Source organism: Nocardioides korecus, from assembly GCF_054778395.1.
The window spans coordinates 477,626-490,439 of the sequence record NZ_BAAGZO010000002.1; the positions used below are offsets into that span (position 1 = coordinate 477,626).

15 protein-coding genes are annotated in these 12,814 nt (G+C 74.0%); 13 read left to right on the forward strand and 2 right to left on the reverse strand.

Annotated features, from left to right (window positions below; translation table 11 throughout):
• The first annotated feature begins 171 nt into the window (after window positions 1–171).
• The 3 genes from ligD (ACYVDA_RS05505) to ligD (ACYVDA_RS05515) are packed head-to-tail and all read left to right on the forward strand — an operon-like array spanning window position 172 to window position 2,724.
• Window positions 172–1,110, forward strand: coding sequence for a non-homologous end-joining DNA ligase (gene ligD, locus ACYVDA_RS05505; protein WP_460816121.1), 939 nt, complete (start codon window positions 172–174; stop codon window positions 1,108–1,110).
• Window positions 1,107–1,808, forward strand: coding sequence for a L,D-transpeptidase family protein (locus tag ACYVDA_RS05510; RefSeq protein WP_460815776.1), 702 nt, complete (start codon window positions 1,107–1,109; stop codon window positions 1,806–1,808). The genes ligD (ACYVDA_RS05505) and ACYVDA_RS05510 overlap by 4 nt, the downstream gene beginning before the upstream one ends.
• A gap of 4 nt (window positions 1,809–1,812) precedes the next feature.
• On the forward strand, window positions 1,813–2,724 hold the full coding sequence (ligD, locus tag ACYVDA_RS05515; RefSeq protein ID WP_460815778.1) for a non-homologous end-joining DNA ligase: 912 nt from the start codon (window positions 1,813–1,815) through the stop codon (window positions 2,722–2,724).
• 155 nt (window positions 2,725–2,879) lie between these two features.
• Here the strand turns inward: ligD (ACYVDA_RS05515) and ACYVDA_RS05520 are convergent, their stop codons facing one another.
• Window positions 2,880–4,586, reverse strand: coding sequence for a serine/threonine-protein kinase (locus ACYVDA_RS05520; RefSeq protein WP_460815780.1), 1,707 nt, complete (start codon window positions 4,584–4,586; stop codon window positions 2,880–2,882).
• A 285-nt stretch (window positions 4,587–4,871) separates the two neighbouring features.
• Between ACYVDA_RS05520 and ACYVDA_RS05525 the strand changes: the two genes are divergently transcribed.
• The 8 genes from ACYVDA_RS05525 to ACYVDA_RS05560 all read left to right on the forward strand — a co-directional run bounded on the left by ACYVDA_RS05525 (window position 4,872) and on the right by ACYVDA_RS05560 (window position 10,390).
• Entirely contained in the window at window positions 4,872–6,134 is a 1,263-nt protein-coding gene (locus ACYVDA_RS05525) for a CpaF family protein (protein WP_460815783.1), read from the forward strand.
• Entirely contained in the window at window positions 6,134–6,991 is an 858-nt protein-coding gene (locus ACYVDA_RS05530) for a type II secretion system F family protein (protein ID WP_460815785.1), read from the forward strand. The genes ACYVDA_RS05525 and ACYVDA_RS05530 overlap by 1 nt, the downstream gene beginning before the upstream one ends.
• Window positions 6,988–7,914 (forward strand): type II secretion system F family protein, encoded by a 927-nt coding sequence (locus ACYVDA_RS05535; RefSeq protein WP_460815789.1) that lies wholly within the window; start codon window positions 6,988–6,990, stop codon window positions 7,912–7,914. Before ACYVDA_RS05530 ends, ACYVDA_RS05535 begins: the two co-directional genes overlap by 4 nt.
• Window positions 7,915–7,958: 44 nt before the next feature.
• Window positions 7,959–8,147: a hypothetical protein gene (locus ACYVDA_RS05540; RefSeq protein WP_460815793.1), complete on the forward strand. Its 189-nt coding sequence runs from the start codon at window positions 7,959–7,961 to the stop codon at window positions 8,145–8,147.
• A complete protein-coding gene (locus ACYVDA_RS05545) occupies window positions 8,122–8,529 on the forward strand; it encodes a TadE/TadG family type IV pilus assembly protein (protein ID WP_460815796.1) in 408 nt (135 codons plus the stop codon). The genes ACYVDA_RS05540 and ACYVDA_RS05545 overlap by 26 nt, the downstream gene beginning before the upstream one ends.
• Window positions 8,526–8,978, forward strand: coding sequence for a hypothetical protein (locus tag ACYVDA_RS05550; RefSeq protein ID WP_460815798.1), 453 nt, complete (start codon window positions 8,526–8,528; stop codon window positions 8,976–8,978). Before ACYVDA_RS05545 ends, ACYVDA_RS05550 begins: the two co-directional genes overlap by 4 nt.
• Window positions 8,975–9,403: a pilus assembly protein TadG-related protein gene (locus ACYVDA_RS05555; RefSeq protein ID WP_460815801.1), complete on the forward strand. Its 429-nt coding sequence runs from the start codon at window positions 8,975–8,977 to the stop codon at window positions 9,401–9,403. The genes ACYVDA_RS05550 and ACYVDA_RS05555 overlap by 4 nt, the downstream gene beginning before the upstream one ends.
• Window positions 9,404–9,646: 243 nt before the next feature.
• A complete protein-coding gene (locus ACYVDA_RS05560) occupies window positions 9,647–10,390 on the forward strand; it encodes a hypothetical protein (RefSeq protein ID WP_460815803.1) in 744 nt (247 codons plus the stop codon).
• Between the two features lie 69 nt (window positions 10,391–10,459).
• On the opposite strand, the gene ACYVDA_RS05565 is transcribed toward ACYVDA_RS05560, so the two are convergent.
• Window positions 10,460–11,254 carry an SDR family oxidoreductase gene (locus ACYVDA_RS05565; protein WP_460815806.1) on the reverse strand — a complete coding sequence of 265 codons (795 nt, stop codon included), beginning with the start codon at window positions 11,252–11,254 and terminating at the stop codon, window positions 10,460–10,462.
• Window positions 11,255–11,386: 132 nt separating this feature from the next.
• Here ACYVDA_RS05565 and ACYVDA_RS05570 point away from each other — a divergent pair, with 132 nt between their 5' ends.
• On the forward strand, window positions 11,387–11,674 hold the full coding sequence (locus ACYVDA_RS05570; RefSeq protein ID WP_460815808.1) for a hypothetical protein: 288 nt from the start codon (window positions 11,387–11,389) through the stop codon (window positions 11,672–11,674).
• 11 nt (window positions 11,675–11,685) lie between these two features.
• Window positions 11,686–12,813: a peptide chain release factor 2 gene (prfB, locus tag ACYVDA_RS05575; protein WP_460815811.1), complete on the forward strand. Its 1,128-nt coding sequence runs from the start codon at window positions 11,686–11,688 to the stop codon at window positions 12,811–12,813.
• The last annotated feature ends 1 nt before the right edge of the window (window position 12,814 follow it).

Genomic DNA, 12,814 nt, shown 5'->3' on the forward strand with positions numbered 1-12,814 from the left:
GATGCCCGTCGGGGAGGGGGGTGCGCCACCGCGCATGCAAATCGGGGTTGGAGACGCTCCACAAGCCCTGCGCCGGCCCCGGACCGTCCACAGCCTCCGCGAAGACGTACGCCGGGGCGCGGGTCGCCCGGTCCTGTGCGCGCTCGGTGCCACACTGAGGCGGTGCTGCCGATGCTCGCGACCAAGGGGGACCACGTGCCCACCGGCACGGGGTGGGCGCACGAGGTCAAGTGGGACGGCATGCGCGTGCTCGTCGACGTCCACGACGGCCACGTGCGGGCGCACTCGCGCAACGAGAACGACGTCACGGTCTCCTTCCCCGAGCTGCTCGGGCTGGCCGACGTGCTCGACGACGCCCTGCTCGACGGCGAGGTGGTCGCGCTGGGCGCGGGCGTGCCGTCGTTCGCCGCGCTGGCCGACCGGATGCACGTGCGCGACGCCGCCCGCGCCCGCCGGTTGGCCGAGCGCAACCCGGTGACCCTGATCGTCTTCGACCTGCTGCGCCTCGACGGCGAGGACCTGCGGGACCAGCCGTTGTCGGAGCGGCGGGCACGGCTCGAGGCGCTGGGGCTCGCCGACGTCGCCTGGCAGGTCCCCCCGACGTACGCCGACGGGCAGGTCCTGCTCGACGCGGCGGCGCAGCAGGGCCTCGAGGGCGTGGTGAGCAAGCGTCTCTCCTCGCGCTACCGGCCCGGGCTGCGCAGCCGCGACTGGCTGAAGTTCCCGATCCGCCCGACCGGGTCCTACGTGGTCGGTGGCTTCCGCCACGAGACCGGGAGCGACCACCGGCTGGGGGCCCTGCTCGTGGGCGAGCCGACCGCCGACGGGCTGGTGTTCCGCGGACGGGTCGGCAGCGGCGTGGGCGGCAAGGCCGGGCGTCTGCTCGGCGACCTGCTCGCGCCGCACGTGCTCGACAGCTCGCCGTTCACCGAGGAGCTGCCGCGCCTGGATCGCGTGGGCACGACCTGGGTCGACCCCGTGGTCGTCGTCGACGTCCAGTACCTCACCCTCACCGGCGAGGGTCGCCTGCGCCAGCCCGCCTACCGCGGGGTCCGCAGCGACCTGACCCCCTCCGACCTGTCCGCCACCACCTCGGGAGACCCCGGATGAGCCGACCACCCCTCCGCCACCTCGCTGTCCTGCTCGCGGCCGTGGGGCTGCTCCTGACCGCGCTCACCGCACCCGCGTCCGCCGCCACCCGCGTCGTGCTCGGCGGCGTCGCGGTCTCGCTGCCCGCCGGCTCGACCCAGGTCGTGACCGTGAACCACACCCGCTCCTGGCACGCGACGGTGGTGCTGTGGCAGAAGGGGGCGTCCGGTTGGCGGTCGGTGGCCCGGGCCGGCGACGGCCGCACCGGCTACGGCGGCCTGGTCGCGGGCTCGCAGCGCCGCCAGGGGACCGGCACCACGCCGCTGGGCACCTACGCGCTGCCCAGCACCTTCGGCACCCACGCCGCGACCGGACGTCTGCCGCACCACCGCACGACCGGCGACGACTGGTGGGTGGAGGACAACGCCTCGGCCTCCTACAACCGGATGCGCACGAAGTCCCAGGGCGGCTTCCGGTGGTGGCTGACCAGCGGCCCGAACACCTCCGAGCGCCTGGCCGACTACCCCGTCCAGTACGAGTACGCCGTGGTCACCGGCTTCAACGCCGCCCAGGTCCGCTACCGCGGCGCGGGGATCTTCCTGCACGTCAACGGACGTGGCGCGACCGCCGGCTGCGTCTCGGCGCCGCGCTGGTTCCTGCGCACCGTGGTCGGCCGGCTCGACCCGGCCCGACACCCGGTGATCGCGATCGGGCGCTGACGCCGTGCCCCCCCAGCAGCGCACCGAGACCCCGGTCGAGGTCGACGGCCACCGCCTGACGCTGGTCAACCTGGACAAGGTGATGTACCCCGCCACCGGCACCACCAAGGGCGAGGTGCTGCACTACTACGCCCAGGTCGCGCCGGTCCTGCTGCCGCACCTCGCCGACCGGGCCGTCACCCGGATCCGCTGGCCGCACGGCACCGGCGACGCGTCCTTCTTCGAGAAGAACGCCCCCGCGGGCACGCCAACGTGGGTGCGCACGGTCGCGGTGTCCACGACGGGCTCGCGGGCGGGCACCGGCGACGAGACCACCCTGCACTTCCCGGTCGTCCAGGACCTGGCCACGCTGACCTGGCTGGTCAACCTGGCGGCGCTCGAGCTGCACGTGCACCAGTGGACGGTCACGCGCACCGGCCGCCCCCGCAACCCGAACCGGCTGGTGGTCGACCTCGACCCCGGCGAGCCGGCGGGGCTGGGGGAGTGCGCGCAGGTCGCGCTGCTGGTGCGCGAGCAGCTGGCGGCCCTGGGGCTGGAGGGCGTGCCGGTGACGAGCGGGTCCAAGGGCCTGCACGTGTACGCCGCCCTCGACGGCAGCCGCACCACCGATGCGGTGCGCGACCTGGCCAAGCAGCTCGCCGAGGAGCTGGAGTCGGCGCACCCGAAGCTGGTCGTGTCGCAGATGACGAAGGCCAGGCGGGGCGGCAAGGTGTTCCTCGACTGGTCGCAGAACACCGGCTCGAAGACCACCATCTCGCCGTACTCCCTGCGCGGGCGCGACCGTCCGACCGTCGCCGCGCCACGGACGTGGGCCGAGGTCGAGGAGGGCGCCGAGGATCCGCTGGCCTTGGAGCACCTGAGGTTCGAGGAGGTCCTCGAGCGGGTGCAGGACCAGGGCGACCTGTTCACGGCCTAGCCCGGTCCGCCCCCTGCTCGAGGACCACGCGTCCGAGAGGGTCCGCCACCCCCGGGACACGGCGGACACGACCCTCACCATGCCCGGCCCGGCCACCGGTCAAACCTCGTTGCGAGACCCGCGCGTTCCAGAACGTGGGCGTGAGGACGTCGCGCTCAGCCCGCGGGCACGTCGGAGTCGAGCAGGTAGCCCCCGCGTCCGTCGGGGACGAGTCGCTCGCGCTTGCGCTCGGTGCTGGTGCCCCCGCTGGTCGTGCGGTAGACCAGCGTGACATCCACCGTGCTCGAGCTGGCCCGCACGTTCGCCGAGCGCACCTCGACCGAGCGGATGGTGCGCCAGAACCCGTCGTACGCCCCGCGGCCCTGGGCCTTCTCGCCCGGTCCGAGCATCGCCCAGCCTCGGTCGGTGCCGCCGGGGGCGGCGGCGTAGTAGGCCCGCACGAACTTCTCCTCGGCCGCCGCCGAGCCGGCCGCGGCCGACGAGGTCGTGGACGCCGACACGCTGCTCGACGCCCTGGTGGAGGGGGTGGCGGAGGAGCTCGCCGAGCGGCCGGGGGAGCGCGACACGCTCGGGCTGGGCGACGGGGTCTCGCTCCGGCCCGCCTGGGCACCCGAGCCGGTGTCGGGCCGGGTGAGGACCCAGGCCAGGGCCGCGAGCAGCAGCACCGCGAGCACACCGGCCACCACGAGGAGGACGGGCGGGCGTCGGGCCGCACGCAGAGGTCCCCCTCCACCGGGAGGCGCGGTCCGCTCCGGCGGGGGCGCCGCGGTGCCTCCCGCACCGGCCGGATGCCGGTGCGGCGGCCCGGGTGAGGCGGGGTCGGCCGAGACCGCGACCAGGGGGGCTGCGTCGGCTGCGGGCGGGGGCGGAGGCATCCGTCCGGGCGACACTGCCCGGGTCGCCACGTCGGAGCCGTCCACCGTGTCGGTCGGCGCGACGGGTCCGGCGCTGGCCGCGGTGTCGGTCCCGCGGTGGGCCTGGGTCGGGACGTCGGTGGCCGGGTCGGGGTCGCTGGCGAGCCGCAGCTCGCGGGTCGGGAGGATCCCGGAGTCCCCGTCGGGCCGGTTGGCCAGCTCCTCGAGCCGCCGGCTGGCATCGGCCATCGACCCGCGGGCTTCGGGGTCCGGGTCGAGCATGGTCTGCAGCACCGGGGCCAGGAAGCCGGCCCGCTCGGGTGGGCGCCGGCGCCCCGAGGCGATGTCGTGCAGGACGGTGATCGGGTTCGGGTGCTGCTCGACGAGGGGCTGACCCTCGACGGCGGCGTACAGCGTGGCGCCGAGGGCCCACACGTCGTCGGCCAGACCGGGCTCGCCGCCGCGCGCCAGCTCGGGGGAGAAGTACGTCGGGGTGCCGGTGAGGAATCCCGACTGGGTCAGGGCCGGGTCCCCGTGGGTCCGAGCGATGCCGAAGTCGCTGATCTTGGCCACGCCGTCGTCGCGGACCAGGACGTTGCCCGGCTTGACGTCGCGGTGGCTGGTGCCGGCGGCGTGGGCGGCGGCGAGCCCGTCGGCGACCTGGGCCCCGATGCGGGCGACGACGCGCGGGTCCAGCGCCCCGTCCTCGCGGATGATCTGGGACAGCGACCGCCCGGGCACGTGCTCCATGACCAGCCAGATGTGGTCGTCCTGCTCGATCACGTCGAAGACGGTGACCACGTTGCGGTGGTTGAGCCCCGCCGAGGAGCGGGCCTCGCGGAAGGCGCGGGCGGCGTCGGTGACGGACTGGTCCGGGAGCAGCCCGACCTGCTTGACGGCGACCTCGCGGTGCAGGCGTTCGTCCAGGCACAGCCACACCGTGCCCATGCCGCCCTTGCCCGCGGAGGCGAGGACGCGGTAGCGCCCGCCGATCAGCTCCGGCTCCATCCGACCTCCCCCAAGCTCGCGGCCGCGTGCGGTTCCGGGGAGAGTACTCGCGCGCCGCCGTCCCGCTCCACGCCGAGGGGCGCGCGCCCCTCGCCGGTGGGGCGGTCCAGGCGCGGACGTGCCTGGTGCGTTCCGAGACGCGCGCGTTCTGTTTGGCCGCACGGGTGTGACCGGTGCACAGCCCCGTGACCTGCAGTGACGCGTGTGGCGCGGGTCGTGGGACGGTCGTCCACAGGTCGGGAAGTCGTGGTTTACCTCACTCGGGGGTCGGGCAACGCTGCTGCCATGTCCGTGGAACTCTCGGGAGTCCCGGTCGGTGCCGTCGACCTCGTCGGCGAGCTCGACCAGCAGGTGCGCTCCGTCGTGCGCCGTGAGGGGGTCGACCCCCAGCTCGACGTGCTGCGCGTGCGACGCATCGCCGAGCAGGTCGTCCGCGCCCACGACGACCGCAGCCTGACCGGCGCCGTCGCGCCCGTGCCCGACCCGGTCGCGGTGGTCGGCGAGCTGGTCGCGCGGGTGTCGGGGTTCGGTCCGCTCCAGCCGCTGCTCGACGACGAGACCGTGGAGGAGGTGTGGATCAACGAGCCGAGCCGGGTGTTCGTGGCCCGGAACGGCCGCCACGAGCTCACCAACGTGATCCTCACCCGCCAGGACGTGCAGGAGCTGGTGGAGCGGATGCTGAAGTCCAGCGGTCGCCGGATCGACCTGTCCCAGCCGTTCGTGGACGCGATGCTGCCCCAGGGTCACCGCCTGCACGTCGTGCTGGAGGGGATCAGCCGGGACTTCGCAGCGGTCAACATCCGCAAGTTCGTGCTGCGGGCGGCGCGATTGGGCGACCTGGTGCGGCTGGGGTCGCTGACCACCACCGCGGCCCGGTTCCTGGAGGCGGCGGTCCTGGCCGGGCAGAACATCCTGGTCGCCGGCAGCACGCAGGCGGGCAAGACGACGATGCTGAACTGCCTGGCCGCCGCCATCCCGGGCGGGGACCGGGTGGTGTCGGCCGAGGAGGTCTTCGAGCTGCGCTTCGGGCACCCGGACTGGGTCGCCCTGCAGACCCGGCAGGTCGGGCTCGAGGGGACCGGCGAGGTGACCCTGCGCGACCTGGTGCGCGAGACGCTGCGGATGCGGCCGACCCGGATCATCGTGGGGGAGGTGCGCTCGGCCGAGAGCCTCGACCTGTTGCTGGCGCTGAACGCCGGACTCCCCGGGCTCGCGACCCTGCACGCCAACAGCGCCCGCGAGGCGCTGGTGAAGCTCTGCACCCTGCCGCTGCTCGCGGGGGAGAACATCTCGGCCCGCTTCGTGGTGCCGACGGTGGCGAGCTCGGTCGACCTGGTCGTCCACCTGGGCATCGACCGGCACGGCACCCGGCGGGTCAACGAGATCGTCGCCGTCCCGGGCCGCTCCGAGCACGACGTGGTCGAGACCGAGCCCGTCTTCGTGCGCACCGGCGGGGAGCTGGTCGCCACCGGGGGGCTGCCGACCCGGTTGGACACCTTCGAGCGGGTCGGGATCGACGTGCACCGGATCCTCCAGGGGACCGACTGATGGGCGCCGTGCTGGGCCTGGCCCTCGGCGTCGGGCTGCTCCTGGTCTGGTCCTCGACCTGGCCCCCGGTCACGCCGCGGTCGGAGGGGCCGACCGGGTCGGCGCGCCTGCAGCCGCTGCTGCGCAACGCCGGGCTCGGCGAGGTCAGCCCCGCGGGCTTCCTGGTCGTCTGCGCGGTCACGGCCTTCGTGTCCACCACGGCCGTGCTGGTCGCCTCGCGCACCCTGCCGGTCGCGCTGGTCTTCGGGGCGATGGGCGCCTGGATGCCGGTCGCGGTGGTCCAGGGACGGGCCCGGCGCCGGCAGCGGGAGTTCGCCGAGGTGTGGCCCGAGGCCGTCGACAACCTGGCCTCGGCGGTCCGGGCCGGTCTCTCGCTGCCCGAGGCGTTGTCGGGCCTCGCCGACCGGGGCCCGGAGCCGCTGCGCGAGTCGTTCGCCGGGTTCGCCCTGGACTACCAGGTCGGCGGCCGGTTCTCCGACGCGCTGGACCGGCTCAAGGAGCGGCTGTCGGACCCTGTGGGCGACCGGGTCGTGGAGAGCCTGCGCGTGGCGCGCGAGGTCGGGGGCGGCGACCTCGGCCGCCTGCTGCGCAGCCTGTCGGGGTTCCTGCGCGAGGACGCCCGGACCCGGTCCGAGCTGCAGGCCCGGCAGGCCTGGACGGTCAACGGCGCCCGTCTCGCCGTCGCGGCTCCGTGGCTGGTCCTCCTCCTGCTCTGCTTCCAGCCGGACGTGATCCACCGCTACTCCTCGGGCGCCGGCGTCGTCGTGCTCGTCGGGGGAGCCACGATGTGCGCGGTGGCCTACCGGCTGATGGTGCGGATCGGGCGGCTGCCCACCGAACGACGGATCATGTCGTGAGCCCGGCGGTGGGTGGCCTGCTCGGGGCGGCGCTCGGGACCGGCCTGTGGCTGGTGGTCTCGGCGCTGCTCGCGGCTCGGCGTACGCCGTTGGAGGTGCGGGTCCTGCCCTACCTGCGCGACCTGCCGCGGCCGGCCTCCCTGCCGGCCCCCGTGACCTCGGGCAACGCCTTCAGTGCCGTCTTCGGGCCCCCGCTGGCCACCGCCGCCGCGGCCGTGGAGCGCGTGCTCGGCGGTGCCGCATCCGTGCGCCGTCGCCTCCAGCGCGCCGGCCTGGAGACCGACGTCGCGCAGTTCCGCGTCGAGCAGGTCGTCTGGGGCCTGGTGGCCTTCACCGTCGTGGCCGTCCCGTCGGCGCTGATCGCCCTCAGCTCGCCGCAGCGGACGGTCCCGCTGCTCGTCTTCAGCGTGATCGCCTTCGTCCTCGGGGTCCTCGTGCGCGAGAACCGCCTCACCGCCCAGGTCGTGCGCCGGGAGCGCGCCATCCTCCAGGAGTTCCCGACCGTCGCGGAGCTGCTCGCGCTCTCCGTGGCCGCGGGCGAGAGCCCGGTCGCCGCGCTGGACCGGGTCGTGCGCCGCACCCACGGCGAGCTGTCCGCGGAGCTGGCCGGCGTGCTCGCCCAGGTCCGCACCGGCACCCCGATCACCCGCGCGTTCGACGAGCTGGCCTCGCGCTCGGGCCTGACCGTGGTCTCCCGCTTCGCCGAGGGCATCGCGATCGCGGTGGAGCGCGGCACCCCGCTGGCCGACGTGCTGCACGCCCAGGCCGGCGACGTCCGCGAGGCCGGCCGGCGCGCGCTGATCGAGTCCGGAGCCCGCAGGGAGGTCGCGATGATGGTCCCCGTCGTGTTCCTCGTGCTCCCGGTGGTCGTGGTCTTCGCGTTCTGGCCCGGCCTGGTCGGCCTGGACCTGGTCGTCCCGTGACGGCCCCCCACCCGTTCCACCACCCACACCACGAGGAGACATCCATGCGACAGCTGCCCTCCACCACCCGCCTCTGGGTGCGTCTGACCCTGCCCCGCGACGAGCGTGGCGACGTGCCCGGCTGGGTTCTGATCACCGTCATGACCGCGGGCCTCGTGGCCGGCCTCTGGGCCATCGCCGGCGCCCAGCTCGGCACCATGCTGCGCAGTGCGCTGTCCTCGGTCTCGGGCTGAGACCGGGCGCGACGAGCACGGTGCGGCCGTCGTCGACTTCGTGCTGGTCTCGCTGGTCCTGGTGCCCCTCGTGCTCGGCCTGCTGCAGGTCGGGCTGGTCCTGCACGTGCGCAACACCTTGACGGCCGCCGCCACGGAGGGTGCCCGCTACGGCGCGACCGTCGACCGCAGCCCGGCCGACGGGGCGCGGCGCACCCGCGAGCAGGTCGACCGGGCGCTGGCGTCCCGGTTCGCCCGGGGCGTCACCGCCGGCACGACCGACGTGGGCGGCGTCCCGACCGTGGTGGTCCGGGTGCACGCCGTCGTCCCGCCGCTCGGGCTGTGGGGTCCCGGGGTCAGCCTCGACGTGGCCGGCCACGGGGTGCAGGAGGCGGCGCGGTGAGGCGACCTGCCCGGCGGCCGCGGCCCCAGGACGGCAGCGCGATCGTGGAGTTCGTCTGGCTCGCGATCCTGCTGCTGGTCCCGCTGCTCTACATCGTCCTGGCTGCGTTCGACGTCCAGCGGTCGGCGTACGCCGCCTCGGCCGCGGCCCGCTCCGCCGGCCGCGCCTTCGTGACCGCGCCCGACCAGGCCTCGGGCTACGCCCGGGCGCAGGCCGCCGTCCGGCTGGCGTACGCCGACCAGCGGATCGACCGCGCCCCCTCGGTCACGATCACCTGTCGGCCGCGGCCGCGAGCGTGCCTGACCCCGGGGTCCGTGGTGCGCGCGCGGGTCGAGTCCTCGGTCGACCTCCCGCTGATGCCGGCCGCCCTGGGGAGCAACACCCCGCGCATCGAGGTCGACTCCGAGCACCAGGCGCCGTACGGCACCTTCCGCGAGGCCCGGCCGTGAGGCGGGACGAGCGCGGGTCGGTGACGCCGCTGATCATCGGCTTCGCGGTCGTGGTCGCGCTGCTGGTCGGGGTCGTGGTCGACGCCTCGTCGGCGTACCTCACGCGTCAGGGGCTGGACTCCGCCGCCGACGCGGCCGCCCTGGCCGCGACCGACGGGCTCCAGGGCGAGCAGGTCTACACCCACGGGCTGGGCGAGCGCGCCGAGATCGATCCGGCGACGGCGCGGGCGTTCGTGGCGGCGTACGTCGCCGGCAGCGGGGTACGCCGACGCTTCCCCGGCCTGGACTACAGCGTGCGGACGACGGGGCGCACCGTCGTGGTGCGCCTGGTCGCACCGACCCGGTTGCCGCTGCACGTGCCCGGGGTGGGCAGCCGGGTGGTGGTCAGCGGCACCGCGGCGTCCGTCGTCGTGGTCTCGGACTGAGGGAGAGCTGCAGCGGCACCGGGTCGACGGTCCGCAGGATCCGCCGAGGCGTCTGACGGGGGCCTGACCGGGTCACGGGCGCGGACAGCAGGTGTCCACGCCACGGTCTTGCCACCCCTGGGGGTGGGGAGGAGTGTCGGCAGCAGGCGCCTCCTCCCGTCGCCGGTCGGCCGGCCGACGACGGGGATCACCTCCTGCCCCGGTGCGCCCGCACCGTGGTTCCCCTCGCCCCCGGAGTGATCCATGTCCCTGCCTGCCCCCTCCTCCCGCCCGTCCAGCCGCCGCCGTGTCGGCGCCGCCGCCGCAGCCCTGGTCGCCCTCACCGGCGGCGTCGTCGCCACGTCCACGATCGGCAGCGCCTCCGCTGCCGGTCCCGCGTCGGCCGGTCGCGCCAGCGCGGCCGCCGCCGCGACCATGGCCCCCGGCCGCGGCGAGGACGACTTCGGCATGACCCGCGCGTTCTTCCGCGGCCACCGCGTCGGCTTCACCTACAGCCACGGCTTCTATTGCGACACCTCGGTCGCCTCCAAGGCCACGTCCCGGTGCGAGGCCGGCGAGAAGTGGAAGAAGGCCCCCAGCGCCGACCACGACCCGCTGTTCATCACCGTGCCGCTCGGGTTCAAGCCCAGCAAGATGGTCGACTGCCCCGCCGGCCTGACCTGCGTCGACCACCCGATGACGATCGACCTGAGCCGGCTGGAGAAGGCCCTCAAGCCGCTCTACCCGCAGTACACCGACGCCCAGCTCACCGAGGCCCTGGGCAACACCCCGACGCCCGAGCACGACCACTTCATCACCACCCGCAACGGCGGCAAGCGCGAGTGGTGGGACGTCTACGTCGTGGGCGTCACCAGCAGGACCGTCTACAACCGGATCCACCGCCACGAGTCCTACGCCTACATCCGGCACCTGATCGCCGAGAAGAACAAGGCGGTCGTCGGCCCGATCCCGACCAACCTGTTCCTGTTCTTCTCCGTCCAGCGCTAGCAGCACGGACGCCGACGGGCGGCCGACCACCTCGGTCGACCGCCCGTCGGCGCACGCGTTCGGGGAACCTCAGTGGCCCACGATGCGCTTGTTGACCACGCGGGTCAGCCACGCGGGGGAGAAGCGCGAGCCCAGGGTGAGGGCGGTGGTCTGGAACCCGACCGGGAAGTGCACCTGGTGGATCAGGCGGCGGGCCTTGGCCGGCTCGACCGCCTCGAGGATCTTGTCGGCGACGTCCTGGGGGCCCAGGCGGATGCCGAGGCTGTCGGTGGAGCCGGTGCGGATGTTCGCGGTCATCGCGGTCTCCACGAACAGCGGCCAGATCGCGACGACGCGGATGTCGTGGGAGGCCCACTCGATGTCGAGGGCCTCGGTCAGGCCGCGCACGAAGAACTTGGTGGCGCTGTAGTTGGCCAGGTCGGCCTGCCCGTAGATCGCCGAGGCCGAGGACAGGTTCACGATCGTCGCGCCCGGCGTCGCCTTCAGGTGGGGGTACGCCGCGTGGCAGCCGTTGACGACACCCTTGACGTTGATCTCGATCTCCTGGTGGTGCCGGGCTACGTCGATGTCCTCGAAGGAGCCGGCCAGCAGGATGCCCGCGTTGTTGACCAGCACGTCCAGGCGCCCGCCGGTGTGCTCGGTGAAGGAGGTGACGGCCTTCTCGAAGGCCTCCGCGTCGGTCACGTCGAGGCGACCGGTGACGACGTCGCCGGCGAGGGGGCGCGCCTCCTGCTCCAGGGAGGCCAGGCCGTCCTCGTCGATGTCGTAGGCACCGACGGTCCAGCCGAGCTTGGCGAAGCTCAGGGCGGTGTGGCGACCGATGCCGGCCGCGCCTCCGGTGATGAAGACCGTGCGTGCACTCATCTGGGCTGCTCTCCTCGAGGGGTTCGGGGTGTGGAAGGCCCAACGTAGGGGCTTCCGGAGCGTCACGGGCAGGTGTCCACCGTCACGCGCGAGAGTCGAACACGTGTTCGAACTGGTGGCATGATGGGCCGCGTGCGCGGAGGCTACGGGAGCAGCGACCACGGCACCCTGGCCGAGCGGGCGGCGCGGAGCCGGGGGGCCGACGTGCCGTCCGCCCCGACCGCACCGGGGCCGGTGGTCGACTCGCCGAGCCCGGCGCGGCACTGCCGCGTCGACGGCGAGCCCGCCCTGCTGGTCGAGTGGTGCCGCACCGAGCGGGGGTGGGAGGGGCGGGTGGTCTCGGTGGCCTGGGTCGACGACGACGGGTGGGCGACGGTGGCCCGCTGGCTGCCGGCGTCGAGGATCGAGCCCGTCCCGTAGCCTTGCTCCTTGTGGCAGCCACCGACTTCGACAGCGAGATCAAGCAGCTCCAGGCGACGATGAAGACCATCGGCTCCGTCCTGGACATCGACGGCATGCACCGGGAGATCGCCGACCTGGGCAACATGGTGGCCGCGCCCGACCTGTGGGACGACCAGGCCAACGCCCAGAAGATCACCGGGCGGCTCAGCCACCTGCAGGGCACCGTCGACCGCTTCACCAGCCTGACCGGCCGCATCGAGGACCTCGGCGTCCTGGTCGAGCTGGGCCAGGAGGAGGGCGACGCGGAGTCGATGGAGGAGGCCGAGTGCGAGCTGGTCCGGCTGCACAAGTCGGTCGAGCAGCTCGAGGTCCGCACCCTGCTCTCGGGGGAGTACGACGAGCGCGAGGCGCTGGTCAGCATCCGCTCGGGCGCCGGCGGCGTCGACGCGGCCGACTTCGCCGAGATGCTGATGCGGATGTACACCCGCTGGGCCGAGCGCCAGGGCTACAACGTCGAGGTCTTCGACACCTCCTACGCCGAGGAGGCCGGCCTGAAGTCGGCCACCTTCGCCATCCACGCGCCGTACGCCTACGGCACGCTCAGCGTCGAGTCCGGCACCCACCGTCTGGTGCGGATCAGCCCGTTCGACAACCAGGGGCGGCGCCAGACCAGCTTCGCCGCCGTCGAGGTCGTGCCCGTGCTGGAGCAGACCGACGAGATCGAGGTCCCCGACGAGGAGATCCGCGTCGACGTCTACCGCTCCGGTGGCCCCGGTGGTCAGTCGGTCAACACCACCGACTCGGCCGTGCGCCTGACCCACCTGCCCACCGGCACGGTCGTGTCCTGCCAGAACGAGAAGAGCCAGCTGCAGAACAAGGCCAGTGCGATGGTCGTGCTCAAGGCCAAGCTGCTCGCGCGCAAGAAGGCCGAGGAGAAGGCCCACCTCGACGGCCTGCGCGGCGACGTCCAGGCCAGCTGGGGCGACCAGATGCGCAACTACGTCCTGAACCCCTACCAGGTGGTCAAGGACCTGCGCACCGGCTTCGAGGTCGGCAACCCCGGCCCGGTCTTCGACGGCGAGATCGACGGGTTCCTGGAGGCCGGCATCCGCTGGCGTCGGGGCTCCGACGCCGCCGAGGCCAACCAGGCCGGCTGAC

What these genes read in the sequence shown, in the direction of transcription:
- ligD (WP_460816121.1), top strand. Translation starts at nt 172, where the DNA reads ATGCTCGCGACCAAGGGGGACCACGTGCCCACCGGCACGGGGTGGGCG.
- ACYVDA_RS05510 (WP_460815776.1), top strand. Translation starts at nt 1,107, where the DNA reads ATGAGCCGACCACCCCTCCGCCACCTCGCTGTCCTGCTCGCGGCCGTG.
- ACYVDA_RS05520 (WP_460815780.1), bottom strand. Translation starts at nt 4,586, where the DNA reads ATGGAGCCGGAGCTGATCGGCGGGCGCTACCGCGTCCTCGCCTCCGCG.
- ACYVDA_RS05525 (WP_460815783.1), top strand. Translation starts at nt 4,872, where the DNA reads ATGTCCGTGGAACTCTCGGGAGTCCCGGTCGGTGCCGTCGACCTCGTC.
- ACYVDA_RS05530 (WP_460815785.1), top strand. Translation starts at nt 6,134, where the DNA reads ATGGGCGCCGTGCTGGGCCTGGCCCTCGGCGTCGGGCTGCTCCTGGTC.
- ACYVDA_RS05540 (WP_460815793.1), top strand. Translation starts at nt 7,959, where the DNA reads ATGCGACAGCTGCCCTCCACCACCCGCCTCTGGGTGCGTCTGACCCTG.
- ACYVDA_RS05560 (WP_460815803.1), top strand. Translation starts at nt 9,647, where the DNA reads ATGTCCCTGCCTGCCCCCTCCTCCCGCCCGTCCAGCCGCCGCCGTGTC.
- ACYVDA_RS05565 (WP_460815806.1), bottom strand. Translation starts at nt 11,254, where the DNA reads ATGAGTGCACGCACGGTCTTCATCACCGGAGGCGCGGCCGGCATCGGT.